Source organism: Aeromonas sp. QDB17 (assembly GCF_027705305.1).
Classification (GTDB): Bacteria; Pseudomonadota; Gammaproteobacteria; order Enterobacterales; family Aeromonadaceae; genus Aeromonas; species Aeromonas caviae.
In genome coordinates, this window is record NZ_JAPDBP010000021.1 from 13826 (window position 1) to 36960 (window position 23135).

The 23135-nt window shown below is 56.8% G+C and carries 23 protein-coding genes, 1 tRNA gene, 1 pseudogene and 1 riboswitch; of the genes and pseudogenes, 16 read left to right on the forward strand and 9 right to left on the reverse strand.

Going from position 1 to position 23135, the window contains the following annotated elements; all coding sequences use genetic code 11:
* Positions 1–74 precede the first annotated feature (74 nt).
* Positions 75–2198 (reverse strand): P-loop NTPase fold protein, encoded by a 2124-nt coding sequence (locus OKC41_RS16515; protein ID WP_270672168.1) that lies wholly within the window; start codon positions 2196–2198, stop codon positions 75–77.
* A gap of 431 nt (positions 2199–2629) precedes the next feature.
* Here OKC41_RS16515 and OKC41_RS16520 point away from each other — a divergent pair, with 431 nt between their 5' ends.
* Positions 2630–2857, forward strand: coding sequence for a hypothetical protein (locus tag OKC41_RS16520; RefSeq protein WP_270672169.1), 228 nt, complete (start codon positions 2630–2632; stop codon positions 2855–2857).
* Position 2858: 1 nt separating this feature from the next.
* Here OKC41_RS16520 and OKC41_RS16525 read toward each other — a convergent pair.
* A pseudogene (locus OKC41_RS16525) lies at positions 2859–3134 on the reverse strand (helix-turn-helix transcriptional regulator); the annotation flags it as partial.
* Between the two features lie 115 nt (positions 3135–3249).
* Between OKC41_RS16525 and OKC41_RS16530 the strand changes: the two are divergent.
* The 5 genes from OKC41_RS16530 to aqpZ all read left to right on the forward strand — a co-directional run bounded on the left by OKC41_RS16530 (position 3250) and on the right by aqpZ (position 7818).
* Positions 3250–4200 (forward strand): transposase, encoded by a 951-nt coding sequence (locus OKC41_RS16530; RefSeq protein ID WP_201894430.1) that lies wholly within the window; start codon positions 3250–3252, stop codon positions 4198–4200.
* A 463-nt stretch (positions 4201–4663) separates the two neighbouring features.
* The gene (locus tag OKC41_RS16535; RefSeq protein WP_201894429.1) at positions 4664–4891 is read left to right on the forward strand and encodes a hypothetical protein; all 228 of its coding nucleotides are present in this window, start codon (positions 4664–4666) and stop codon (positions 4889–4891) included.
* Positions 4892–5174: 283 nt separating this feature from the next.
* Positions 5175–6083, forward strand: a complete 909-nt coding sequence (locus tag OKC41_RS16540) for a Gfo/Idh/MocA family protein (RefSeq protein ID WP_201894428.1) — start codon at positions 5175–5177, stop codon at positions 6081–6083.
* Between the two features lie 233 nt (positions 6084–6316).
* Complete coding sequence (gene ruvC / locus OKC41_RS16545) at positions 6317–6838, forward strand: crossover junction endodeoxyribonuclease RuvC (protein ID WP_010673515.1); 522 nt, start codon at positions 6317–6319, stop codon at positions 6836–6838.
* A gap of 293 nt (positions 6839–7131) precedes the next feature.
* Positions 7132–7818, forward strand: coding sequence for an aquaporin Z (gene aqpZ / locus OKC41_RS16550; RefSeq protein WP_201894427.1), 687 nt, complete (start codon positions 7132–7134; stop codon positions 7816–7818).
* Between the two features lie 105 nt (positions 7819–7923).
* Here the strand turns inward: aqpZ and OKC41_RS16555 are convergent, their stop codons facing one another.
* Complete coding sequence (locus tag OKC41_RS16555; protein WP_201894554.1) at positions 7924–8664, reverse strand: lytic transglycosylase domain-containing protein; 741 nt, start codon at positions 8662–8664, stop codon at positions 7924–7926.
* A gap of 324 nt (positions 8665–8988) precedes the next feature.
* Between OKC41_RS16555 and OKC41_RS16560 the strand changes: the two genes are divergently transcribed.
* Positions 8989–9447 carry a GNAT family N-acetyltransferase gene (locus OKC41_RS16560; RefSeq protein ID WP_201894426.1) on the forward strand — a complete coding sequence of 153 codons (459 nt, stop codon included), beginning with the start codon at positions 8989–8991 and terminating at the stop codon, positions 9445–9447.
* A 4-nt stretch (positions 9448–9451) separates the two neighbouring features.
* On the opposite strand, the gene OKC41_RS16565 is transcribed toward OKC41_RS16560, so the two are convergent.
* The gene (locus OKC41_RS16565; protein WP_234921337.1) at positions 9452–9994 is read right to left on the reverse strand and encodes a DUF1439 domain-containing protein; all 543 of its coding nucleotides are present in this window, start codon (positions 9992–9994) and stop codon (positions 9452–9454) included.
* Between the two features lie 96 nt (positions 9995–10090).
* Between OKC41_RS16565 and cls the strand changes: the two genes are divergently transcribed.
* Both cls and OKC41_RS16575 read left to right on the forward strand, forming a co-directional pair.
* Positions 10091–11572 (forward strand): cardiolipin synthase, encoded by a 1482-nt coding sequence (gene cls, locus OKC41_RS16570; protein ID WP_010673520.1) that lies wholly within the window; start codon positions 10091–10093, stop codon positions 11570–11572.
* 109 nt (positions 11573–11681) lie between these two features.
* Complete coding sequence (locus OKC41_RS16575) at positions 11682–12950, forward strand: DUF945 family protein (protein WP_201894425.1); 1269 nt, start codon at positions 11682–11684, stop codon at positions 12948–12950.
* Positions 12951–13009: 59 nt separating this feature from the next.
* Here OKC41_RS16575 and purU read toward each other — a convergent pair whose 3' ends face one another.
* Positions 13010–13846, reverse strand: coding sequence for a formyltetrahydrofolate deformylase (gene purU / locus OKC41_RS16580; protein WP_029313992.1), 837 nt, complete (start codon positions 13844–13846; stop codon positions 13010–13012).
* A gap of 209 nt (positions 13847–14055) precedes the next feature.
* Positions 14056–14213: riboswitch (FMN riboswitch) on the forward strand.
* 104 nt (positions 14214–14317) lie between these two features.
* Here purU and ribB point away from each other — a divergent pair.
* On the forward strand, positions 14318–14971 hold the full coding sequence (ribB, locus tag OKC41_RS16585; protein WP_010673523.1) for a 3,4-dihydroxy-2-butanone-4-phosphate synthase: 654 nt from the start codon (positions 14318–14320) through the stop codon (positions 14969–14971).
* Positions 14972–15196: 225 nt separating this feature from the next.
* A complete protein-coding gene (locus tag OKC41_RS16590) occupies positions 15197–15439 on the forward strand; it encodes an Lpp/OprI family alanine-zipper lipoprotein (RefSeq protein WP_010634682.1) in 243 nt (80 codons plus the stop codon).
* Positions 15440–15578: 139 nt separating this feature from the next.
* Here the strand turns inward: OKC41_RS16590 and OKC41_RS16595 are convergent, their stop codons facing one another.
* Together OKC41_RS16595 and OKC41_RS16600 are read right to left on the reverse strand one after the other, a co-directional pair.
* On the reverse strand, positions 15579–16427 hold the full coding sequence (locus OKC41_RS16595; RefSeq protein WP_041214740.1) for a tetratricopeptide repeat protein: 849 nt from the start codon (positions 16425–16427) through the stop codon (positions 15579–15581).
* The gene (locus tag OKC41_RS16600) at positions 16424–17146 is read right to left on the reverse strand and encodes a 4'-phosphopantetheinyl transferase superfamily protein (protein ID WP_201894424.1); all 723 of its coding nucleotides are present in this window, start codon (positions 17144–17146) and stop codon (positions 16424–16426) included. Before OKC41_RS16600 ends, OKC41_RS16595 begins: the two co-directional genes overlap by 4 nt.
* A 276-nt stretch (positions 17147–17422) precedes the next feature.
* On the opposite strand from OKC41_RS16600, the gene OKC41_RS16605 reads away from it, so the two are divergent.
* From OKC41_RS16605 to OKC41_RS16615, 3 genes are all read left to right on the forward strand, one after another.
* Entirely contained in the window at positions 17423–17911 is a 489-nt protein-coding gene (locus tag OKC41_RS16605; RefSeq protein ID WP_039039319.1) for a C40 family peptidase, read from the forward strand.
* Between the two features lie 151 nt (positions 17912–18062).
* A complete protein-coding gene (gene rlmF, locus OKC41_RS16610; RefSeq protein WP_043152443.1) occupies positions 18063–19010 on the forward strand; it encodes a 23S rRNA (adenine(1618)-N(6))-methyltransferase RlmF in 948 nt (315 codons plus the stop codon).
* A gap of 236 nt (positions 19011–19246) precedes the next feature.
* Positions 19247–19972, forward strand: a complete 726-nt coding sequence (locus OKC41_RS16615; protein ID WP_010673529.1) for a MaoC family dehydratase — start codon at positions 19247–19249, stop codon at positions 19970–19972.
* A 63-nt stretch (positions 19973–20035) separates the two neighbouring features.
* On the opposite strand, the gene OKC41_RS16620 is transcribed toward OKC41_RS16615, so the two are convergent.
* Both OKC41_RS16620 and OKC41_RS16625 read right to left on the reverse strand, forming a co-directional pair.
* Positions 20036–21019, reverse strand: a complete 984-nt coding sequence (locus OKC41_RS16620; protein ID WP_201894552.1) for a DUF481 domain-containing protein — start codon at positions 21017–21019, stop codon at positions 20036–20038.
* Positions 21020–21041: 22 nt separating this feature from the next.
* Entirely contained in the window at positions 21042–21959 is a 918-nt protein-coding gene (locus OKC41_RS16625) for a L,D-transpeptidase family protein (protein ID WP_042878776.1), read from the reverse strand.
* Between the two features lie 340 nt (positions 21960–22299).
* On the opposite strand from OKC41_RS16625, the gene OKC41_RS16630 reads away from it, so the two are divergent.
* Both OKC41_RS16630 and OKC41_RS16635 read left to right on the forward strand, forming a co-directional pair.
* A tRNA-Ser gene (locus tag OKC41_RS16630) sits at positions 22300–22389 on the forward strand.
* Between the two features lie 222 nt (positions 22390–22611).
* Entirely contained in the window at positions 22612–23046 is a 435-nt protein-coding gene (locus tag OKC41_RS16635; RefSeq protein WP_270672171.1) for a hypothetical protein, read from the forward strand.
* The last annotated feature ends 89 nt before the right edge of the window (positions 23047–23135 follow it).

Sequence of the window (23135 nt, forward strand, 5' to 3'; positions counted from 1 at the left end):
GTGATAGAAATAAAAAGGCGACCGGATGGTTGCCTTTTTATATGAGAGAGGTTCTAACAGTGGAGTTTATTTTGTTACCACATTTCTCCCAAACTACCATCTCTTAAATAGTATTTTTTCCCATCAATAATACTCTTTATGACTGCTTGAATATGAATAGGTTGTGTTTCTAAGTTTATATTCATTGCATGTTCTTTTAATTTTTCGATATTGATCATGTCATAAAAGTCATCTTTCTCAATTTTTACATAGGGTCCATTAGTAGAGTCACTACCTGAGTTACCTATAATTTCAGAAACTCTAATAATACCATCATAAGAATTTAAAGTATCAATTATATAATGAGCTGCTTTTGTTTTAGAGGACCGTTTTAGTTCAAAGAAAATATGAGATTCCAAGTGATTATTAATGAATTTTTTAGTTGAAAGGGCGTGAATAGCTACAGATTGAAATATTTCTTCCATCTCTTTTAGTTCAGCCTCACTGATCCATTTTGTTTCATGGTATTCTCCATTATATTGCTCTCTCGCTTTATACAGCACATCCCCACCGAGCGGAGCATTATTTTCTCGTTCGATCAGTTTTTTTATGAGTGAATACTTATTTTCATAATCAGAGATAATTTTATTTGTAAGCCAGTTTATCTGGCGATAAATGTCTTTTGATAGAAATCCATAATTACTTTCAAGAGATGTTTTAAGTTTTTCTGAATTTAGAAAACAGTCATAAATACTAATTAGAATGTCAAAACTATCTTTTTTACATTTTTCTGAATAATTCATCATCATTTCAAAGAAACGTTCATCTGCATCGTCTCTAAGTAATTCATTGATGAATTCAATCCTATCAACATCTCCATTTATGAATTTTAGTATATCCTTGTCAGATATATATCCTATTGGAGTTTTATAATGGAATGCTACATATAATCGCTGTGGAGATGACACCCGTCCAGCAGCATCACCATCTGAAACACTATAATGTGAGTATCTATCGCCATTAATTAAAGGAAATATATCGCCTATTAGTCCAGATATCAGTGTTTGATCGCTTGCATTAAAATTTCCAAGTAAATTATCCCTCTCACTTTCAAATCTCTTTGCTACATCACTTTCTTTATCCATCATCAAACCATCGTTTTCAAATCTCTTTCCTATGTATGCTTCAGGTGTACATTTTATATGCTCGTAAATAGAATTTGCTTTAGTTGCGATAATGGATAAAGAAAATAAGTCTGCAAAACATACTTGGCCCTCAATCTGTTCTAATACAAATCGCAAATGATTAAAACATCTTTTTAGTTCTCTTGGATTTTTAATGAGATGTTTGAAATACATGTGATAAATCCAACTTAGCCTCTCTTGGTCTTGCTCGAAATGCTTGGTTAGATTTATCTGATTGAGATTTTCAAGTTCAAGGCTAGCTAATTCATTCATTCCTTTTTCAGATATTACAGGCAGGGGGACTCTGAGTTGAATAATTTTATTTATATACTCATGAGAATTAATTATATCATTCTTATCTAGCACAGAAGTTAGGTATTTAGGATCAAAGGCTAACAAAAACGATGTACTTGGGAAATCTGCGACTGCTTTGACTAGTCGGAGAACTTGAAATGTTTCTACTGGCGTTAGCCGATCAATATCATCGATAATAACAACGATTGGTCTATCGATCTTTGAAATTGCTTTGATGACACTGTGCTTTTTGCCAAGTAAATCAAGCTTCTTTAGTTCTGCAATTTTTTTCGTTGCATTCCCGAACTTTGAAAAAACATCTCCAATTATTGATGCCCAAGGTTCAGCTCCAGGGACCAGTTTGGCAACATTGAATAAGCTAGAATAAGCAATCAATTCCTTGGATGCTTTTAATGTGTCTTCTGATGCATCTCTAATATTTAATTGGGCAGAAAATTGCAATAAAAAATCCTGAATTAAGGACTCAGGTTTCCCTGCTAGCCATGGATTATATTCAACTATTATTGGGAAACTATCTTTTTCATTTAGGGCACCTTTTACAAGATTTATTACGGATGTTTTCCCATACCCCCATTCACCCTCTAGGGAAACAGTCAGGCTACTTTCTCCATGATTTAATAATAAGATGTTTGCAAGGTTGTTTGCGAAATCAGCCCTGTTCAATAAGTCTGGATCATTATAACCACCATGAATAGGCTGATCGTTGTGATATTTTCCCATGTTTTCGCCTGTATCGGATTGTTGTGACTAGCAATTGAATAATTAAAGCAATAAATCTTGTGGCGGAAATCTGGGGCACCCATCTTTCTGAGCAAAGCTTAACGCCCCCGAATCTCACGCTACCGCCCGTGGATGACAGATTCCAAAATGCTCCATTGACCGGTGAGGGCTGTAACCCATCGCAGTTCAACAGGCTCTGGATGGACATGGTAAGCCAAACGAAACTGCCTGGGCGAGTTTTAAAATGATGTATCCATCAGATTCTCATCGTTTTTTGAACTGGATCAGCAAATGGATTTGAAAGGGCATATGTGGCTATTTTTATCGCTCCAAAAGATGGCAGTGCCCATCGGGGAAGGCTTTGTTATCTTGCCGAGTAGATCGGCTGGGGCGATAGGTACCCCTTATCTCATCTCAACAGGAGCAATCAGATGGCGTTAAAGGTGCGATCCCGCAGGGAGAAGGTGGGCAGCGGCCTTGGGCTGCTGCTCGGGATCATCGGCTTCAATCTGCTGGTGCCTTTTTTCTTTGAAAAGCAGGCGGGCTTTGATGGCAACCAGATGTTCTGGGCCGCCGTGACGGCGCTGCTCTGCTCCGAGCTGGGGGCAAGGATAGGCAAGTGGCTGGATCGCCGGGAGCAAACGAGAGCCGACGACTGACTCAGGAGGCGGCCGACAGATCTCGGGTTGCTCTGAACTGGCTGGGAGTCAGGCCGGTGATGCGCTGAAACTCGCGATTGAAGTTGGATTTGGTTTGAAAACCGGCGCTCATCAAAATCTGGGTGATACTCTCATCCGTGTTCAGCAGGGCCTGCCTGGCATGGGCAATCCGATATTCGTTGATGATCCTGGGGATGCTCTGCTGGCGCACCAGATTGACGGCACTGGAGATCTGCTTGGCGGGAATGCCCAGTTTGCGTGAGAGACGGGCCAGGGTGATGCCCAATGTGGGACATCTACCGCTTGATGACAGAAAATCTGGGACACCCACTTTTTTGACAGCGGCGTAGCCCTGTACTTGGCTTGAGGTGTCACTGCCCAGGGGGTGAGCCATGACCATTGCCCGTTCACGTCAAATCAGTTTGCAGGATACGCCTTACTATCATGTGGTCAGTCGCTGTGTGCGGCGGGCGTTTCTGTGCGGGGAAGATGCCCACTCCGGCCAGAGTTACGAGCATCGGCGCCAGTGGGTGGTGGACAAGTTGGGCCAATTGTCGCGACTGTTTGCCATCGGTGTGTGTGCCTATGCGGTGATGAGCAATCACTATCACCTGGTGCTCAAGGTCGAGTCGGATACCGCTGCCAATTGGAGCGAGCGAGAGGTGGCCGAGCGTTGGTCGGCGCTGTTCCAGTGGCCGCTGCTGGTACGACGCTGGTATCAGGGGGAATCCCTGATTGAGCCTGAACTCGCTGTGGTGCAACAACTGATAGGACAGTGGCGGGAGCGCCTGCATCCCATCAGCTGGTTTGTGCGGTTGCTCAACGAAAACCTGGCTCGGCAGGCCAATAGGGAAGATGGTTGCAAGGGCCATTTTGGGGAAGGGCGCTTCAAGAGCCAGGCCCTGCTCACCGAATCAGCCCTGCTGGCCTGCATGGCCTATGTTGATCTCAATCCGATACGGGCGGCGATTGCCGACCGGCCTGAGCAGAGCGACTACACCAGCCTCAAGCAGCGTCTCGATGGCGAGCAGTCCGCCGCCCCATTGTCGCCGTTGTTGTTGCCATTTGCGCACGACGCGCGACCCGATAGCCTGCCATATGCCTTTGCGGATTACCTGATGCTGGTGGACTGGACAGGTCGCGCCATCCGAGTGGACAAACGGGGCCATATCCCAGTTTGTCTTGCCCCCATCCTGGCGCGGCTGGGGGTGGACGAGGTGCGCTGGCTCAAGCAAGTGACGCTGTTTCGGCGCCAGGGCATCAGAGTGGTGGGTGACAAAGAGCATTGTCAGCAGTTTGCTTGGCACTGTGGCCAGCGACGGTGTCATCAACCATCCCTTTGAGTGATGAATGCTCGCATCATAACAACGTCCGGTATCGCGCCATCACCCCGCCGGTGTGATCGCATCTGAATTGGCGTCATCGATGCCAAGACATTCTCTTTAATCCCCCGAGTTTCACAAATGCCATCGCAAATGCTGGATGACAAGTTGTGCTGGGCGCTGGATGAGGGCTTTCTCCAAAAGATGGCTGTCCTGATAAGGCTGCAGATAAGAAGAGAAGGGTTAAGGAAGATGTACTATCGGCCCTTTGTTATCAGGCCGTTTTTTCACAACGCTGCGCCACCGTGGGTGTTGCTTGAGCAGGTGATTTTTGCATCAGTGAAACAGAGTGGGTGATATGGTTCCTCCAATGGAACAATTCGTACACAAAGATGGCTGTCCCAAATGAAGAAAGGCTTTGTTATCTTGCTGGATACGTTGGCAAGGGCGAGTCACGTGGAACGTTCAAGTCAGGAGCAATCAGATGGCGATAACAACGCGATCCCGAAGAGAGAAGGTAGGCAGCGGGCTCGGGCTGGTGATGGGGCTCATCGCCTTTAACCTGATCGTGCTCCTGCTTCCGGTTGCAACAGAGATGTCGGATATGACCCGGATGATAGGAGCCATGGTCAGCGCCATGCTTTGCGCCGAGCTGGGCGCCAGGATTGGCAAGTGGCGGGATGCCAAAGAGCAGGCCGGATCGGCAGAGTAACTCGACGTGAGAAGAGTGCCAATCGCCTGAGTGCGGCGGTGTGTGCGGGTGTAACAGGCAGGGCGACAGTTGTCTCCCTGCCTGTTTTGCTATCGCGGTTTGCCGCTCAAGCGCCGCGCCGCCGGGGGTCGCTTCGATGGAGGAAGGTGGCCAGGGTGTCGTGGGGCGATGCCGCATTGCATCAGAAGGCACCTGGAGCGAGATGGCGCCAAGGCTAGATCTGCGAGGGAAATCCTGAGATCGTGCAGGCAGTTATCTGGTTATCCCCTTGATAGGAGTGCCCATGCGCATTGCCCTGATTGGCCTTGGCGATATCGCCCGGAAGGCCTATCTGCCGCTGCTGGCAAACGACGAGCGAATCACCCCGCTGCTCTGTACCCGGAGTCCCTCGGTGCTCGGCAAACTGGCGCGCCAGTACCGGATTGGCGAGTGTTTTACCGAGGTCGATGCGCTGCTGGCGAGCCGACCTGATGCGGTGATGATCCACGCTGCCACCGCCGTGCACGGCAAACTGGCGGAGCTGTGCCTGCGTGCCGGCATTCCCACCTTTGTGGACAAGCCGCTGTGTGACAACGCAGGAGAGGTGGAGGCGCTCGCCAATCTCGCCATCGCCAGGGACTGCCCGCTGTTTGTGGGCTTCAACCGTCGCTATCTGCCCGCCATGGCCGCCGCACGTGGCCAGCCGCTGACCGAGCTCCATTGGCAAAAGCACAGGCACGCCCTGCCAGGGGCGCCTCGCCAGTTCCTTTTCGACGACTGTATCCATGTGCTCGACAGCCTCTGCTGTTATGGCGGCGAGCCGGACGGGGAGCTGCATGCGGTGCTCCGACGCAGCAGTGAGCAGCCCGAACTGCTGGCCGGGGTGAGCGTCGCCTGGCAGAGCGGGCAGATGGCAGTGAGCGGCAGCATGAATCGCAGCGCCGGCATGACCGAGGAGCGCATCGATGCCTATGGCGACAACCTCTCATTGCATATCGAGAATTGCACCCGTGGCCTGCTTGCGCGAGACAACACAGTGCAGACCTTGGCACCGGGCGACTGGCAGCCCGTGCTGGCGAGCCGAGGCTTTGTCGCCATGCTCGAGCACTGGTATGGGCAGATTGACGCCGGGCGGGCAGACGGGGCGCTGGTCGAGAGCTACCTGAAAAGCCATCGACTGGCGGAGCGCCTCGTCGCCCTGGCAAAGGGATGACCCGGAGGCAAGGGGCTGGTGACTCCGGCAGGCATCACTGGCCAGAGAAGCGGCAGAGCACTGTATGAGATGGTGGCTCCTTGCGCAGTCAGCCGGGAAAGGTGCCAGCGAGCGAGCCAAGCGAAGGCGGGTTTGTTATCTTGGCGGCCATCAAGCGCTGCAGGGCAAGAGATCGCAATGAAGAAGGTGTCGAAGATGAGATGGCTGACCGCAGTGGGCGGGGTATTCCGTTCATGAGCATCATTCTGGGGATCGATCCCGGTTCGCGCATCACCGGTTACGGGGTCATTCGCATCGTCGCGGGCAAGGCGGAATATCTGGGATCGGGCTGCATCCGTACCGATCTGGGGGAGCTGCCGTCTCGCCTGAAGCAGGTCTATGACGGGGTGAGCGAGATCATTACCCAGTTCAAGCCGGACGAGTTCGCCATCGAGCGGGTCTTCATGGCGCGCAACGCGGACTCGGCCCTGAAGCTCGGCCAGGCCAGGGGAAGCGCCATCGTCGCGGCGGTCAATGCCCTGCTGCCGGTCAGCGAGTACTCGGCCACCCAGATCAAGCAGGCGGTGGTGGGCACCGGTGGCGCCGCCAAGGAGCAGGTGCAGCACATGGTGACCCATCTGCTCAAGCTCTCTGCCACCCCGCAGGCGGATGCGGCGGATGCCCTCGGGGTGGCGCTCTGCCACTTCCACACCCGTCAGAGCCTCATTCGCATGGCCGGGCGGGCCAGCGGATCGGTGCGCGGCCGTTATCGCTGATCCCCGGGGGAGGGCTTCTGGTGTTGGCAGGGGAGCGCGGGGAGCTGCTGGCAAAATCGCTGGTCGGGTCACAATCTGTCGCATCCCTTGATGGGACTCCCATGGAGAAGTGCACCGAGCGGGTGAATATCTTTCTACTTTATCAATAACTTGTGACTTTCATCACATATCCGCGATGAATCGGGTCGGTTTCGTCTTGCTCCGCCACACTCCCATAATATGGCACCTGTTCAATAACAGTGTCCGTATGAGCCTTTCAGGTTCGCGTGTTAGTCATCATGGGAGAGACAAGAGTGAAACCTTTTGCTGCTGAATTTATGGGAACCTTCTGGCTGGTGCTGGGGGGCTGCGGGAGCGCCGTGCTGGCTGCCGCCTTCCCCAATGTGGGGATTGGCCTGCTGGGCGTCGCCCTGGCGTTCGGCCTGACCGTGCTGACCATGGCCTATGCCATCGGTCATATCTCGGGTTGCCACCTGAACCCGGCCGTGACCGTCGGACTCTGGGCCGGTGGTCGCTTCCCGGCCTCCAACGTGCTGCCCTACATCGTGGCCCAGGTGCTTGGCGGGATCGTGGCTGGTGGCGTGCTCTATGTCATTGCCAGCGGACAGGCGGGTTTTGATGTGAGCGCCGGCTTTGCTTCCAACGGCTATGGCGAGCATTCCCCCGGCGGTTACAGCCTGCTGGCCGCGCTCGTGTGTGAAGTGGTGATGACCGGTTTCTTCCTGTTCGTCATCATGGGCGCCACCGACAGCCGTGCACCGGCCGGGTTTGCTCCCATCTCCATCGGTCTGTGCCTGACCCTCATCCACCTCATCAGCATTCCGGTGACCAACACCTCGGTCAACCCGGCGCGCAGCACTGGCGTGGCGCTTTTTGTCGGTGACTGGGCCGTGGGCCAGCTCTGGCTGTTCTGGGTTGCCCCCATTGTCGGTGCCATTCTGGGTGCATTGGCCTATCGTGTGATCGCCACGAAAGAGTGATGTGTTGCTAGTTAACGTGTGGTATCGACACGCCCCCGGGCGTGTTTTTTTATGCCTGAAGGAACACCGGGCAGGGCGCCATGCTGACGATAGGGTGCGGCATGATCACAGTCCCTTGGCGCTCAGCATCTCTTTGTAGCGCTGATGCAGCAGCTTGACTCGTTCCACATAAGCCCGGGTTTCGGCATAGGGCGGTATGCCGCCGTGTTTTTGCACCGCACCGGCGCCTGCATTGTAGGCGGCGGTGGCCAGGGCCACATTGCCGTCATACTGCTTGAGCAGACCCGCCAGGTATTTCACCCCGCCAAAGATGTTCTGCTCCGCCAGCAGGGCGTTGCCGACCCCGAGCTCGCGCGCCGTGGCGGGCATCAGCTGGGTCAGTCCCATGGCGCCCTTGCGGGAGACGGCCAGGGGATTGAAGGCGGACTCGGCATGGATCAGCGCCCGGATGAGGGCAGGCTCGACCTGATAAGCCTTGGCTGCCGCCTGTATGGTGCTGGCGTAGTCATAGAGGAAGAGGCCTGTCGTGCGCCAGTTGACCTTGGACGCCGGATCGCAGGCATAGCAGTCGTTGAACAGCAGCAGTTCGTAGTGACCCTGCTCCGGCATCATGTCGGAATAGCGTATGACCCCGTTCTTTTGTACCGACTTGTAGACCTGGATCTGACGGCTTGCAGGCTTAGCGGGTTCAGGGGAGGGGAGCGGCGCCGTGGTGATCGCCACGGTACGCGGCGTGGGAACCGGGGAGGAGACAGCCGTCTCCGGGGTCAGGATCACCACCTCGGCCGGTGGCGGTATCTGAGCCGGGGCTGCGTGGGAAAACAGAGGCATCATGCCCAGCAACATCCATGCTTTCAACGGCTTGCTCCTTAAGCCTCGTTAGCCACGTTGAGTAAAGCATTCGGGATGGCGCAGAACAAGTTCCCGTGAACAGGGGAGGCTGGAAATGTGATGGCAGAGGGACGTCCCGCCTGTGTGCTCACTCAGGACAAGGGGCGCGGCTCATGGCGTCAAGGAACGCATGGTCGCAACCTCGTCTTTTCCATCTAGTTATTGGCTTTTTTGTAAGTTAAAGGCGTGTTATCTTGCTGTTGCTCCACTCTGGTCAGATCTCTTCGTGGAGCCAGCGAGCGAGCAGGAGAGGGCCGGTATGGCCAGAGCGCAATGGGCATGACAAGCAGGCGAGCGATGGAGCTCACATTCGAAGAGTACTGTGATGCGGATCTTTCCCTCATCAGAGACTATTACGAGACGACGTTTTCCCACTATGTGCCGGATTTGGCAGAACGGATTTTTGTGGTTCGTGATGCGCACTGGCTGGTGGGGGCGGTGCGCCTGCGCGATGAACAGGATTATTACCACTTGTGCGGCTTTCGTCTGCTCCCTCACTACCAGTCCCTGGGGCTGGGGTCCCGCCTGCTGCAGCATGCCTGCCGCGATCTTTCCGACAAGCCCGTGATCTGTCACGCCCTGCCGTTCGAGAAACCCTTCTACCTCAAGGCGGGATTTGACCACCTTCCCCTGCATGAACTCGACGGGCCCCTCCACTCCCTCTATCACCAGCAGCACGAACAGGGTTACCAGATCGAGCTGCTGGTGCGCCAGGCGAAGGCGCCTGTTTTCAACTGACGTCTTATTGGGGTTTGGTCAGCAGGTGGATCTTGCCTGGTGACAGCTCCAGCCCCAGCAGATTTTCCTTGAGCCAGGCCTGATTGGGATCCTTGTTATCCAGCTTGTAGACAGGCTGGGTCTCCAGCCGTTTCTCCATGCTCTGCAGCAGCATCCTCAGCATGAAACCAAACTTCTGTTCCGCCGCGGCAGGCTCCAGCTTGTAATCGATGAGCTTCATGTTGTCGAGGAAGAGCGCACTCCTGGCCTTATCGTAGCGGGGCCTCGCCTCATAGGTCATGTTGAGGCGCGCGTCGTACTCGGTCTGATCCGGGAGCGCGATTTTCAACTTGCCTTTGCCAAACACCCTGGCGGTATCCGGGCTCTGGCGACCAATCTGCACATCGCTCTGCTCGAGTTGCACATGGGCCTTGATGATGCCGGGCAATTCCAGCTGTTTGTCCACTTGCACCTGGGACTGCAGGTACTGATTTATCTGCTGCTCATTGATGTCATATGAGCCTTGACCTAGCATGGCCAGACTCAGCAGCATAGATTGCAGGATCATGCTAACGACCTGATAGAATGGGTGTGCCCCATAGCATACCATCCCGACCCTGTGGGGTCTGCCCGTGCCATCTGTCCAATACACCAAGGAGTCGCCTTGCTCGACGGTCTGGAATACGACATTCAGTTGCTGTTTTCCCGCTTTCTCGGCTGGTTGTTGCTGTTGTTTCACACCGTGATCGTGGCTGGGATCTCCCTGCGGGTGGTGATGAAGCGACGTCCCATCGGGGTATCCCTCGCCTGGTTGGCCCTCATCTATGCCATCCCCTTCGCCGGGGTCGGTTTCTACGTGCTGTTTGGCGAGATTCGTCTCGGTCGCAAGCGGGCGGAGCGGGCCCAGGCCATGTACCGTCCTTACGCCATCTGGATCCGCCAGCTCGCGCGCCTCTTCCCCCAGCACTGCTGCGAGGTGGGCAGCAAGGCACGCCCGCTCCACGATCTGATCCAGGGGCGCTTGGCCATGCCCATGCTCTCGGGCAACCGGATGACCCTGCTGCACAAGCCCAAGAGCATCGTAGAGGAGATAGTGCGCGACATCCGGGGCTCCTCCCAATCCTGTTATCTGGAGTTCTACATCTGGCACCCCGGCGGGGATGTGGACGAGGTGTGCGAGGCGTTGATGGAGGTGGCGGCACGCGGCGTGGATTGTCGTGTTTTGCTCGACTCCATCGGCAGCAAGACCTTCTTCCGCTCCTCCTGGCCCAAAACCTTGCGCGCCGCCGGCGTTAAAGTCGTGGAAGTGTTGCCGGTCGGCGCCTGGCGAATCCCCTTCCAGCGCCAGGACTTGCGCATGCACCGCAAGCTGGTGGTGATCGATGACAAGGTTGGTTATACCGGCTCCATGAACATGGTGGATCCCCGTTTCTTCAAGCAGGATGCCGGGGTCGGCCAGTGGGTCGACATCATGATCCGGGTGCAGGGCCCCGTGGTGCCGTTGATGTGGTCCACCTTCGTCTGGGACTGGGAGATGGAGACCGGCGAGCGGCTGCTCGACAGTCTGCAACATGAGCCGGAAGCCTGGCCACAGACCAACTATCGGGCCCAGCTCATTCCCTCCGGCCCCTTCGTCGGTGGTGACTGTATCCAGCAGAGCCTGCTGCTCGCCATCTACCAGGCTCGTCACCATCTGGTGCTGACCACCCCCTATTTCGTGCCGGACGATCCGCTGGCTGCGGCCCTCTCTTCGGCGGCGGCCCGCGGCGTGCTGGTGCAACTGGTGCTGCCTGCGCGCAACGACTCCCTGATGGCGAACCACGCCAGCAACTCCTTCATGGAGGATCTGCTGGCGGCAGGAGTGGAGATATATCGCTATGATGCCGGGCTGCTGCACACCAAGAGCGTGCTGGTGGACGATGATTTCGCTCTGGTGGGCACGGTCAACCTCGACCGGCGCAGTCTCTGGCTCAATTTCGAGATCACCCTGCTCATCGACAACCCGGTGTTTGTCGCCGAGATGAACCAGCTGGTGCAGGGCTACATGCTGGAGGCGACCCCCATGTCACTGACCAGGTGGCGTGCCCGCCCCTGGTACAAAAAATTGCTTGAGAACATCTTCTACCTGTTCAGCCCCCTGCTGTGACAGCCAGAGCGTGGACCCCAAGCCGTTGTCTGGCTTGTGTTGATGCCCATCCTCCCCGTAGAGTGCGCCCATGCACCCGCCATTGAACCATTGTGGAGAAACAGAACTGATGAAGAAAAAAGTGGCCTTGGCCGTCGGAGCCGTGTTGGTGGTGGGAGGGCTTGGCGCCTGCTGGTACACGGGCAATACGTTCGACCGGATCCTGGCCGAGCAGATCGCCAGGGCGCAGCAGGAGAGCGGGATCGAAGTCACCTGGAGCCCAGAGACGGAGAATCTGTTTACCCGCGACGGCGTACTCAAGGTGGTGGTGCCGCCCCAGACGCTAGCGAGTTTTGATCCCCAACTGGCGGGAAGCGAACCCATCGAGATGCACTTCGCGTTCAACAGCCGCCTGTTGCCGCTCTATATCAAGAGTCACCTCCAGCTTGATACCGCACAGGGCACGCTGGCGCCCATCCTGACCTCCCTGGGGATGCAGCAGTGGCAACTGGGGGCAGAATCGGCGAGCAGCCTCTGGACCATGAGCAACAGCTCCCGCTTCTGGGTGAGTGACTTCAAGGTCAAAGAGGGGCTCAACGAATTCACCTTCCTGCCCCTGAACGGCGACTATCGTGGGGATCTCGACGGCAATGGCCATCTCACCGCCCACTGGCTGGGGATGACGGTCCACGATGCCCAGAGCAAGACAGATCTGGCCTTGGCGGATCTCAAGGGCAGTGCCGACATGGCCGAGATCAGCGGACTCTGGCTCTCTCCCCGCAGCGATGCGACCCTCACGGCCTTCTCCCTGACCCAGCCGGGGAACGTCAAGATCACGCTGGAGGGGCTGACCACGGCCACCGAGCTGGCGGGGGACGATCTTCAGACGCTCTCCACTCGCTATCAGATGAAGGTGGCGACCCTCAACATGGAGAGCGAGGAAGACCGGCTCGCGCTGACTCAGGGTAATCTGGATCTCTCCCTCAAGGGGCTGGATCTCGAGGGGTATCAGACGCTGCAGGAGGCCAGCAGCAAACGGGTGGACGAAGCGGCCATCCAGGAAGCGCTGGACAAGATGCTCCAGAGAGGGGCCACGCTGGAACTGGCGGATCTGAGTGCGCGATTGAACGGTGAGCCTGTCCGCCTGCAAGGGGAGGCCAAGCTGGCGCCCACCACCCTGGCACAGTTGATGGGCAGCGAGGAGGGGATGCAGGCACTCTCCGGTCTGCTTCATGCCCACCTTGGGGAGAAGCTGGGCCAGGCCGTTCCCCAGTTGGCCCCCATGCTGGAGCAATTCACGGCCATGGGATACCTGAAGGCGCAGGAGTCACAGCTTCAGGCCGAGCTCAAGCTCGACAAAGGGGTCGTGACCGTCAATGGTCTGCCGCTGCACCCGTGAGTGCCGCGCAATGAAAAAGGCTCCCTCGGGAGCCTTTTTGCTGGGGGGCGCGCAGCCGCTTACTTGAACACGACGGTCTTGTTGCCGTAGACGAAGACCCGCTCGTTCAGCACCAGTTCCAGCGCCCGGCTCAGCACGGATTTCTCCACGTCGCGTCCGGCCTTGGCCATGTCATCGGCACTGAAGGTGTGATCGACGTGGATCACGTCCTGCTCGACGATGGGGCCTTCATCCAGATCGTCGGTGACGAAGTGGGCGGTGGCACCAATCAGCTTGACCCCGCGGTCGAAGGCCTGACGATAGGGGCGGGCGCCGATGAAGGCAGGCAAGAAGGAGTGGTGGATATTGATGATCTTGCGCGGATAGGCTTCGACGAAGCTTGGGGTCAGCACACGCATGTATTTGGCCAGGATAACGTAATCCGGCTGGTAGCCATCGATGAGCGTGCGCACTTGCTCCTCATGCTCGGTGCGGCTGAGATCCTCGTGGCTCACGCAGTGGAAGGGGATGTCGAACTTGCCGGTCAGCTCGGCGAGGGTGTCGTAGTTGCCGATGACCGCGACGATGTCCATGTCCAGGGCGCCGGCATAGTTCTTCATCAGGATGTCGCCGAGGCAGTGGGTCTCCTTGGTCACCAGGATGACGATGCGCTTCTTGCCCGCCTTGACGAGACGACGCTGGGCGCCGGCAGGCAGGGCATCATCGAGGTCGGCCAGCAGGGTCTCGTCGTTGAAGCGCCCTTCCAGCTCGGTGCGCATGAAGAAGCGGCCGTTTTCGTGATCCACGAACTCGTCGTTCTTGTTGATGTTGAGCTGGTGCTTGTAGCAGATGTTGGTGATCTTGGCGATGAGACCCTTGGCGTCGGGGCAATCGGTCAGCAGTATTTTCTTTTCCATCTCTGTCATGATTCCGTTTGTGATGTTGGCACCCGGTCTGCGCGGGCGCGCGCGTTTTTGCTGGCACTATGCCACAAACGAAATCAGAAAGGACAGCGCGCCGTGTATCGGGTGGTGCTCGCGCGAAAATTGCAGTGCAGCCAGATCCCGGTTTGTCTTTGATGGGTTTTTGGCTGGCATCCTGCGTCTTTTTTCTTTAGGCTGTCTGCGCTTATTCTCAGGGCGGGGCGAAATTCCCCACCGGCGGTATCCCGATGTGACTCGGGGAGCCCGCGAGCGCCCGACCCGGCATTCATCCGGGACGGGGTCAGCAGATCCGGTGAGATGCCGGAGCCGACGGTCATAGTCCGGATGAAAGAGGATAAGACAGATATTGCTGGCCAGACCCTGCCGGGTTGGCCGCCGCATGGCTACTTCTGTCTGCCTTTCCATGCCCTGATTCTGGTCCTTGTCTTTTTTAGGAGTCTTACCATGAATCAGTCTCTACTCAGTGAATTCGGTGATCCCATTGCTCGCGTCGAAGCCGCGCTGGCCGCCCTGCGTGCCGGTCAGGGTGTGCTGGTGGCCGATGATGAAGATCGTGAGAACGAAGGCGATCTCATCTTTGCCGCAGAAACCATGACCAACGAGCAGATGGCCATGATGATCCGCGAGTGCTCCGGCATCGTCTGCCTCTGTCTGACCGACGAGCGGGTTCGCCAGCTCGAGCTGCCGATGATGGTGGAGGCCAACTCCAGCCACTATCAGACTGCCTTCACCGTGACCATCGAAGCGGCGCAGGGGGTGACCACCGGGGTGTCCGCCGCCGATCGCATCACCACCATCCGCGCGGCCATCGCCGACGGAGCCCGGCCCTCCGATTTGCATCGACCCGGCCATGTCTTCCCGCTGCGCGCCCGTACGGGTGGGGTACTGACCCGCCGTGGTCACACCGAAGCGACCGTCGATCTGATGCAGCTCGCCGGGCTCAAACCTTATGGAGTTTTGTGCGAGTTGACCAAGGAAGATGGCTCCATGGCCAGGTTGCCGGACCTGGTGGCCTTCGGTCGTCAGCACCGGATGCCGGTCCTGACCATCGAAGATCTGGTGCAATATCGTCAATTGCTGTCAGAACGTTCAGCCTGAGCCTCATACGAAATTGTAATAAGCCCAAATTTTGGTTACGCTTTGTGCGAACCTCATCCAGGGACACTCATTTTTGCTTAAAGTTTGTACGGAAAGTGTGCAGCTAAAAAAAAATGAGGGTTTTAACGCATTTATCTGTGATGAGGCCTATCCAAACTATGATTTTTTTGTGCCATAATCACGCCGCTTGCTAAACGTCTGGCGAGTTAAAGGGAGCTTTTAAAAATGAAAAAAATGTTGTTGGTAGGTGTTGTTGGTCTGTCCGCTCTGCTGGGCGGTTGTGCAAACACCAGCGAACTGGAAACTTCCGTTCAGAATCTGTCTAACAAAGTTGACCAACTGGCTCAAGATGTTAGCGCTGTTCGTGCTGATCAGTCCAAGATCGCTGCTGATGTTGCAGAAGCCAAGCAAGAAGCTATGCGTGCTAACCAGCGCATCGACAACATGGCTACTTCCTACAAGAAGTAATCCATGCGAAAAAATGGCGCATTTCAATGCGCCATTTTTTTTGCCTCAAATTCATCAAATTACCGCGTTTCCCCGCTGAAACCCGCCTGACAAGGCAATGCCGACGAATCGGCATCCCCTCTTCTGATTTTCCTGTCGCTCAATAGAGCAGGCTGTAGAGCTTGCGACGATAACTCTGCGCCGCCGGGTGCGCGCCCATGGTTGCCAGCACATCGAGATAGATCTTCTTGGCATCGCCAAAGGCGAGATCACGTTTGAGGATGGTGAACAACAGAGCCAATGCCTCCTCTTGTCGACCAACCTGGCTGTAGAGCACCGCTAGCTCCTGGGCGAGGGCATGGTCATCAGGCTGTTCAGCGTGGCGCAGCTCCAGGGCGCGCAGCTCAGGACTGTCGCTGGCCTGCAGCGCCAGCGAGAGGCGGGAGCTCAGGGTCTGGTAATGATCATCCTGTGCCACCATGGGGATGGTCGAGAGCAGGCTCTGCGCCTCGTCAAGGAGATTGAGATCCAGCGCCGCCTGTATCAGCCAGAGCGTGATGTCGTGACGCTCGGGGGCGAGGCGATGGGCCTGGCCAAGATGGGTGTGCGCCACATCGGCTTGCCCGTTCTCCAGCGCCTGCTTTGCCTGATCGAGCAGCAACTCCTCCTCTTTGGGGGCAAAGGCGGCGAAATACTGGCGCAATGTGGCTTCATCCTGCGGCCCTTCCAGAATGGCCTGCTCATCCGGACGTCCCTGATGGAACAGCACCAGCGCTGGTAGTGCGCGCAAGGCAAGCTGGCTGGCCAGAGGCTGCAACTGGGGGTCGTTCATGTCGACTTTGGCCAGGGTCACCGCCGCATTGGCCGGGCCGACCAGCGCTTCCACTTGCGGGGTCATGGCCTGGCACTCCGGCATCTGGGGCGCGTGGAAATAGATGACGACCGGCTTTTTCATGGACGCATCGAGCAATTCTGCGTGGAAGTTCTGGGGAGTGATGTCGACGATCATGAGGCTGACTCTCGAAAAATGGTGTGGATAAACATGGGGTCCAGCGGGGTGGAATTCAAGCGTGCGTCCAGCAGATGGGCATCGACCCGGCGGGTCGGGGCAGCCAGGCTGAGCCATCCGCTGCCCGTGGGCCAGTCACGGATTTCATAGTGGCGATTGTCGAGATGATTATTGAGCTGCCATGCCTGCTCCGGAAGGAAGCAGATCTTGTCGAGCCCGGCGGAAATACCATCGCCATGCGCCTTGAGCACAGCTTCCTTGCGAGACCATAGCCGATAGAAGGCCGAATGTTGCTCCTCTCGGGGCTGGGCGCTCAACCATTGGTATTCGCTTGGCGCATAGAAGCGTTTGGCCAGCGGCAGTATGGGGCGGTGACGCACTCCCATCTCGATGTCCACCCCAAGGGGGCCCTCCTCACAGAGGGCGATCACCAGCCACTTTCCGCTGTGGCTGAGGTTGAACTGCCAGCGATGACTGAGCAGTGTCGGTTTGCCATGCGCACCGATACCAAAAGTCAGGGCATCGGCCCGGCAATGGAGTCGCTCGGCCAGCAGGCGGCGCAGCAGCACCCGGCCGAGCAGGTACTCATGCTGGCGACCCGCCTGGTGGATCTCGTGCCAGTGACGGCGTTCATCCGGGGCGAGTTCGGATGCCAGCCTGATCACCAGGTCTGCATCAACGCTTGCCGTATTTAACAAATAGAGATCCGCAGATAGCATAATATTTCACTTAAAAATGGGGGTGAAATAGTGATAACAGTCCGTTTGATGCGCTCAAAACCGATGCTTTCAAGATTGTATATTGTTTGGGCATGATCACATAAATTGCGCTAAACAGAGCATTTCCTTGCAAAAATGTGAGGTCGATTGGGATTTTCGCTTGCCTCGATAGAATTCTTGGATATAGTCGGGTGCTGTTGCCTTATAAATTGCCCTTTCGGGCTGCATTTTAACAAGTTTCACTCTTTTTGCGGGGATAAAGGATTGCGCCACCTGATGCTACTGCTGGTCGCGCTCGGAATGGTGGGTTGTGCATCGGCACCCCAACCCGAGGTCGCGAGCAAGATCGAGGTTTCCATGATGGAACCCGTGATTGAACCCGAAGTTTCACCAACCCCTGACGTCAACGAAATCCTGACCGTATACAAAGAGTGGCGCGGCGTTCCTTACCGGATGGGAGGCAGCAGCCAGCGAGGCATCGATTGCTCCGCCTTTGCCCGTGAAGTGTTCCGCAATGCCGTCGGCATCGAATTACCCCGTGATACCCGCTCCCAGGTCCATGAAGGCACCCGGGTTTCCAAACAGGATCTGGTCGAAGGAGACCTGGTCTTCTTCAAGATCAACCGCCGCCTCAATCACGTGGGCATCTATGTCGGCAATGGCGAATTCATCCATGCCTCCACCCGCGCCGGGGTGACACGCTCCAAGCTCGACAGCAGTTACTGGCGCAGCAAATTCTGGCAGGCACGCCGGATAGACATCTGAGTCAGGCTGGACAAACGGCTCGCAGTACGGACTGTTTTTCCAACCTCACTTGAACCGGGCCCTCAGGGCCCGGTTTTTTTATGACCCTCGTTTAGACTTTCCCTGGTCGACTCTCTATAGTGTGGCCCCCTTGATCCTCGGCAGGTCCAGCATGACACCCCAGCAGAAAACCGGATTGCACCCGCGCAATCGCCATCAGGCACCCTACGACTTCGACGCGCTCTGCCAGCGTACCCCGGCGTTGACGCCTTTCGTGTTCACCAACGAGCACGGCACCCGAACCCTGGACTTTGCCGATCCGGCCGCCGTCAAGACGCTCAACCGGGCATTGCTGGCACTGCACTATGGCATTGCGCATTGGGATCTGCCCCCCGGCTATCTCTGCCCGCCCATTCCGGGCCGGGTAGACTACCTGCATCGAGCCGCGGATCTGCTGGCCGAGAGCGCGGGATGCGTACCGACGGGCAAGCAGGTTCGAGTGCTGGATGTCGGTGTCGGGGCCAACTGCATCTATCCCTTGCTGGGCGCCCGGGAGTATGGCTGGCGCTTTGTGGGCTCAGACATCGATCCTGTGTCGGTGAAGGCGGCGACCCTGCTGGCCACCAGCAATGGATTGGGCAACCAGATCACATGCCGTCATCAGGGTAACCCCAAGCATGTCTTTCGCGGGATCCTGGGGCCGAAGGAGCACTTTGCCCTGACTCTGTGCAACCCGCCGTTTCATGCTTCTCTGGCGGAAGCGAGCAAGGGGACGGAGCGCAAGCTGCGCAACCTGGGCAAGGGCCAGGCAGTGGCCGGGGCGCCCGTGCTCAATTTCGGCGGTCAGAAGGCCGAGCTCTGGTGCGAGGGGGGCGAGGCGGCGTTTCTGGCGGCCATGATAGAGCAGAGCAAGGAGTTTGCCAGCCAATGCCTCTGGTTCAGCTCGCTGGTGTCGAAAAAGGAAAATCTGCCGGCCGCCCGCAAGGCGCTGGTCAGGGTCGGTGCACGGGAAGTGCGGGTGCTCGAGATGGCGCAAGGCAACAAGGTGAGCCGGATCCTCGCCTGGAGTTTCCTGGACGATGGGCAGCGCAAGACCTGGTGGACAGCCCAGGGGAGATGATCGAGGACGGGGCTCAGTGGCGACACGGGCCCCGTCTCTTTTTCAGATCAGATGTTGATTCGTTTGCAGCCTTCCATTCAATCGTTTTCCTGCCCGTGTTTGCTCGCATGTTAGTGACCACTTTCGCGCCTGGTACAGGTGTACGCCGAGATTTTTTTGTACTTGCTGATGAAACTTTCATAAAATAGGACTGGTTAGACCTCTTTACAGGCTTTGAATCGAATAGGGATCGGTAAATGAAAGTTGTCGATTTTCTGAAGCACAAGCGCGAAATTCTGGCGCAACACCCCTTTGAGCTCAAGGATTGGCTCTCTCCGGCGATCCGCGACTACTGGCGTGAGTTTCAGCAAAAGGCACACCTTCACCCCTTGCTGGGAAGAGTGCTGGATCTGCAGGGGGAGTCCCAGGATGCCCGCCAGCAAGAGGCTGCCAGAGTCACCCAGGTCGCGAATGGCCAGCCTGCCCTGGCGCAGGATCCCGTGGTAGAGCTCGAAGGCGAAGCGGCGGCACTCTATGCCGAGTTGCAGACCCGCATCGGTGAAGAGACCCATGTAGGTGAGTGGTTGCAGGTCACCCAGGCGTTGATCAACCAGTTCGCGACCGTGACCGGCGATCATCAGTGGATCCACACCGATCCCGAGCGTGCGGCAGCCGAGTCTCCCTTCAAGACCACCATTGCCCATGGCTTCCTGACTCTGGCCCTGCTGCCCCAGTTGACCGGTTCGGTGGACGAGAGCACGCCGGAGTTCCCGACCGCCCGCATGGTGGTGAATTTCGGCCTGGAACAGGTCCGCTTCCCTTATCCTATCAAGGTGGACAGCAACATCCGCGCCCGTACCAAGCTGTCGCGTGTCACGCCCATCAAGGGAGGCATCGAGCTCCTCAAGGAGATCAAGATAGAGATCGAGGGGATCCGTCGCCCTGGCTGCGTCATCGAGTCGGTCACCCGGATCTATTTCTGACGCGCTCGTCTTGCACCCATGAACACAGGCCCACTTCGGTGGGCCTGTGTCGTTTCTGGCGGGTTAAAAACTCGCCCCCAGGGTGATGAGGTGACGCCACTCCTTCTCGCTCACATCCATGTTCAGGCCATGGTAGTCGAGCCAGGCATCGTCCCAATCCAGTTCGCTTGACCAGGAGAGGCGCAAATGATCGCTGAAGTAATACCTGAGGCCCAGGCTGCCGCTGACGGACTGCTTTCTGGTCAGATAGGGGGATGGTTGGTCGACGAACCTTTCATAACTGCCCTTGCCAAACAGCTCGAACTTCTCTTCCCAGAGTGCCAAGGGCTGCCGGTAGTCCCAACCCAGGCTGACGAAGGGATAATTGATGATCCTGTCGTCAAACAGGTCTGAGTTGCTCCACACCTCCGGCCTGAAATAGGCCCGCTCCAGGCCGAGCTGGCTGATGATCTCCAACCGGCGTTGTCTGTCATTCCAGAAGCGGTAGCCGGGACCGGAGGCATAGTCAATCTCCAGATAGCCTGCCTCGATCATGTTGTAATCGATGTCGACGGAAGATCGCAGGAACCAGTGATCGTCGAAGAAGAAGTCGAGCTTGGGTTTGAGCTTGTACTCGTGGCTGTCGGTGATGTTGTTCGCCGTTTCGTAGATGTACTCGCCATCCAGGCTGTAACGCCAGTCCAGATTGGCAAACTCGGTGGAGACCTTGAGATTGACGTTGTTGGTCTTCTTGGTGTTCTCCTTGAGCTTGATGTTGAGATCCCCGTTCCCCGTCAGCAGCCAGGCATTGGCCTCATCAGGAGAGTCCAGCAGGGGGATCCCCGTCTTGGTGAGCGGCTTGGGTTTCTCCTGCTTGTCCAGACGCCATCGTTTGATGGCGTGGCGCGGGACCGTCATGGCCTGACTGTAGGCGGGCTTGATGCGGATCTGCTCGTCCGTGATCTCCTCTATGGTCCCGCTCACTCGATCGCCGTTGTGCATCCAGAGGATGTCCGCCATCGCCGCGGAGCCAGGCAGCAGAAGCAACAGGCAAACCACATGACTGATTCTGTTCATGGTGGTCAGGCCTTCAGCCGCTCACGGGTTTGGGCAGCCCGCTCTTGCGCTCGAGCAGGGCGGTCACCCGGGCACTGTCGATGTCGGGTGCGGCGATGAACTGCTCGGCCTCGGGGGAGAGCACTAGCGGCGCCCCCTGTGCCATCTCCGCTTCGGTGCGGGAGAGGGGGGAGTGTACCTCCAGCCAGCGACGACCGTCGGGTTCTACCGCCATCTTGACCGGCTGGTTGATGACCCGGACCGGGGTGCCGACGGGAACAAGACCAAACAGGGTTTCGATGTCATCCGGGCGCAGCCGGATACAACCCGCGCTGACTCGCAGACCGACCCCGAAATCCTTGTTGGTGCCGTGGATGAGGTAGTCCTTGTTGCCATAGCCAAGACGCATGGCGAACTTGCCGAGGGGATTGTCGGGGCCGGGGGGGACCACGGCGGGCAGATCGATCCCCTTCTGCTCCAGCCAGGACTTGCGGACCATGGGGCCGGGCACCCAGGTCGGGTTGGGATTTTTCGCGATGACGGTGGTGGTCATCTCCGGCGTCTCGCGGCCGATGTCACCGATCCCGATGGGCAGCACCATCACCTCCTGCTTGCCCTTGGGGAAGTAGTAGAGGCGAAGTTCAGGCAGGTTGATGACGATGCCTTCTCGCGGCACGTCGGGCAGCAGCATCTGGGTCGGCAGAGTGAGCCGGGTGCCCGGGGTGGGCAGATAGGGGTCTACGCCGGGATTGGCTTCGAGCAGTGCCAGAAAGCCTGTCCGGGTATGCTTGCCGACCAGTTCCAGATGATCGCCAGGCTGTACGATGTAATCTTCCAGGGCGCCGATGAGACGGCTGTCCGCTGGCGGCAGGGGATAGGTGTTGGACCAGACAGGTGCGGCCCAGAGGCTGGCGGCGGCCAGCAGCAGTGAGACGATACGAGTGTTGAGCATGGTTGTTCCTATCGGCTGGGGCGAGGGACGGGTTCCCTTCCAAAAAATGAGCAGAGATTGTCAACGAATCCCGCGGGGATTACCAGTCCGGCACCATGACTGCCGGGAGGGCGGTGGCGAGCGCGTCACAGGGTGTCACTGGCCCATCAGGCTCGCCGTATTCACCCACCCGGAACCGGGCACAAAGTGGAGGCCGTGAGTGGGGAGGCGCTGCCGGGTGAAAGTCACTGGCGTTGGGAGGGGCGGGATCGCCGGATGGCGGTTTTATCGCCAGTCGTCTGATCTGCAACGAGATTTACATTGATTTCCCGGCTAGGGTTGGGTCAATATGAGTGCCCGTGGAGAGATGCCGGAGTGGCCGAACGGGATTGACTCGAAATCAATTGTGGCAGCAATGCCACCCAGGGTTCGAATCCCTGTCTCTCCGCCATTCATTAAGCCCAACCTATTGATTAGGTTGGGTTTTTTATTTTTGTGTGTTTTTCAGTATGCCATTGGGTATGCCATTACATGTTGGCTGGGGTTACACAAATCTGGCTTTCTTTGGACAGGAACAGGGGCAAGTTCCTGTTGCGATAAGATAAAGAATCGTGGGACGGGTAATGTTAGTCTGAAGTTCTCAGTTCCCTTACCTGTGAGAGCCGGAGACTCTATGCCGCGTCGGTCAACATCCACGCTATGGCCATTGGCCTTGATCGTGATAGTCCTCTCCCCATTTTCGGTTCATGCAACTGATTGCACCTATCGCAAGGACAGTCTCGGTACTACCCGTTATCAGTGTAAGGAAGGCAAAACGGGCACCCTGCGAACCGACAGTCTCGGCAATGTCAGGGATTCGGGTACCGGCACCACTTGGCGCAAAGACTCTCTGGGCAATGTCAGGGGCAGTGACGGCACCACTTATCGGCAGGATAGCCTGGGCAATGTGCGCGGTAGCAACGCCACGTCGGGTGAACGGGTGACATGGCGTGAAGATGCACTTGGTCAGTTGCGTGCATCTGATGGCACCGTCTGTCGAACCAACGCGCTGGGACAACTCAAATGCCGTGGCGAGAGCACACCGCCGGCCTTGCTGGAAGGCAAATGATGGCTTTTGCAGCAAACGATCTGCCTATCCGTCACTGATGTGATATCCACCATGGTTGCCACGGGGTCAAGTGGGTAAACTCGTTGGCA

Coding starts and splice junctions, on each gene's coding strand:
- rlmF (WP_043152443.1), top strand. CDS start 18,063: ATGACACCCCAGCAGAAAACCGGATTGCACCCGCGCAATCGCCATCAG.
- OKC41_RS16590 (WP_010634682.1), top strand. CDS start 15,197: ATGAAAAAAATGTTGTTGGTAGGTGTTGTTGGTCTGTCCGCTCTGCTG.
- ribB (WP_010673523.1), top strand. CDS start 14,318: ATGAATCAGTCTCTACTCAGTGAATTCGGTGATCCCATTGCTCGCGTC.
- OKC41_RS16530 (WP_201894430.1), top strand. CDS start 3,250: ATGACCATTGCCCGTTCACGTCAAATCAGTTTGCAGGATACGCCTTAC.
- OKC41_RS16625 (WP_042878776.1), bottom strand. CDS start 21,959: ATGCTCAACACTCGTATCGTCTCACTGCTGCTGGCCGCCGCCAGCCTC.
- OKC41_RS16520 (WP_270672169.1), top strand. CDS start 2,630: ATGGCGTTAAAGGTGCGATCCCGCAGGGAGAAGGTGGGCAGCGGCCTT.
- OKC41_RS16595 (WP_041214740.1), bottom strand. CDS start 16,427: ATGATCGTCGACATCACTCCCCAGAACTTCCACGCAGAATTGCTCGAT.
- OKC41_RS16515 (WP_270672168.1), bottom strand. CDS start 2,198: ATGGGAAAATATCACAACGATCAGCCTATTCATGGTGGTTATAATGAT.
- OKC41_RS16535 (WP_201894429.1), top strand. CDS start 4,664: ATGGCGATAACAACGCGATCCCGAAGAGAGAAGGTAGGCAGCGGGCTC.
- OKC41_RS16540 (WP_201894428.1), top strand. CDS start 5,175: ATGCGCATTGCCCTGATTGGCCTTGGCGATATCGCCCGGAAGGCCTAT.
- OKC41_RS16600 (WP_201894424.1), bottom strand. CDS start 17,146: ATGCTATCTGCGGATCTCTATTTGTTAAATACGGCAAGCGTTGATGCA.
- OKC41_RS16635 (WP_270672171.1), top strand. CDS start 22,612: ATGCCGCGTCGGTCAACATCCACGCTATGGCCATTGGCCTTGATCGTG.
- OKC41_RS16615 (WP_010673529.1), top strand. CDS start 19,247: ATGAAAGTTGTCGATTTTCTGAAGCACAAGCGCGAAATTCTGGCGCAA.
- OKC41_RS16555 (WP_201894554.1), bottom strand. CDS start 8,664: ATGTTGCTGGGCATGATGCCTCTGTTTTCCCACGCAGCCCCGGCTCAG.
- OKC41_RS16575 (WP_201894425.1), top strand. CDS start 11,682: ATGAAGAAAAAAGTGGCCTTGGCCGTCGGAGCCGTGTTGGTGGTGGGA.
- ruvC (WP_010673515.1), top strand. CDS start 6,317: ATGAGCATCATTCTGGGGATCGATCCCGGTTCGCGCATCACCGGTTAC.
- purU (WP_029313992.1), bottom strand. CDS start 13,846: ATGGAAAAGAAAATACTGCTGACCGATTGCCCCGACGCCAAGGGTCTC.
- OKC41_RS16560 (WP_201894426.1), top strand. CDS start 8,989: ATGACAAGCAGGCGAGCGATGGAGCTCACATTCGAAGAGTACTGTGAT.
- OKC41_RS16605 (WP_039039319.1), top strand. CDS start 17,423: ATGCTACTGCTGGTCGCGCTCGGAATGGTGGGTTGTGCATCGGCACCC.
- OKC41_RS16565 (WP_234921337.1), bottom strand. CDS start 9,994: ATGATCCTGCAATCTATGCTGCTGAGTCTGGCCATGCTAGGTCAAGGC.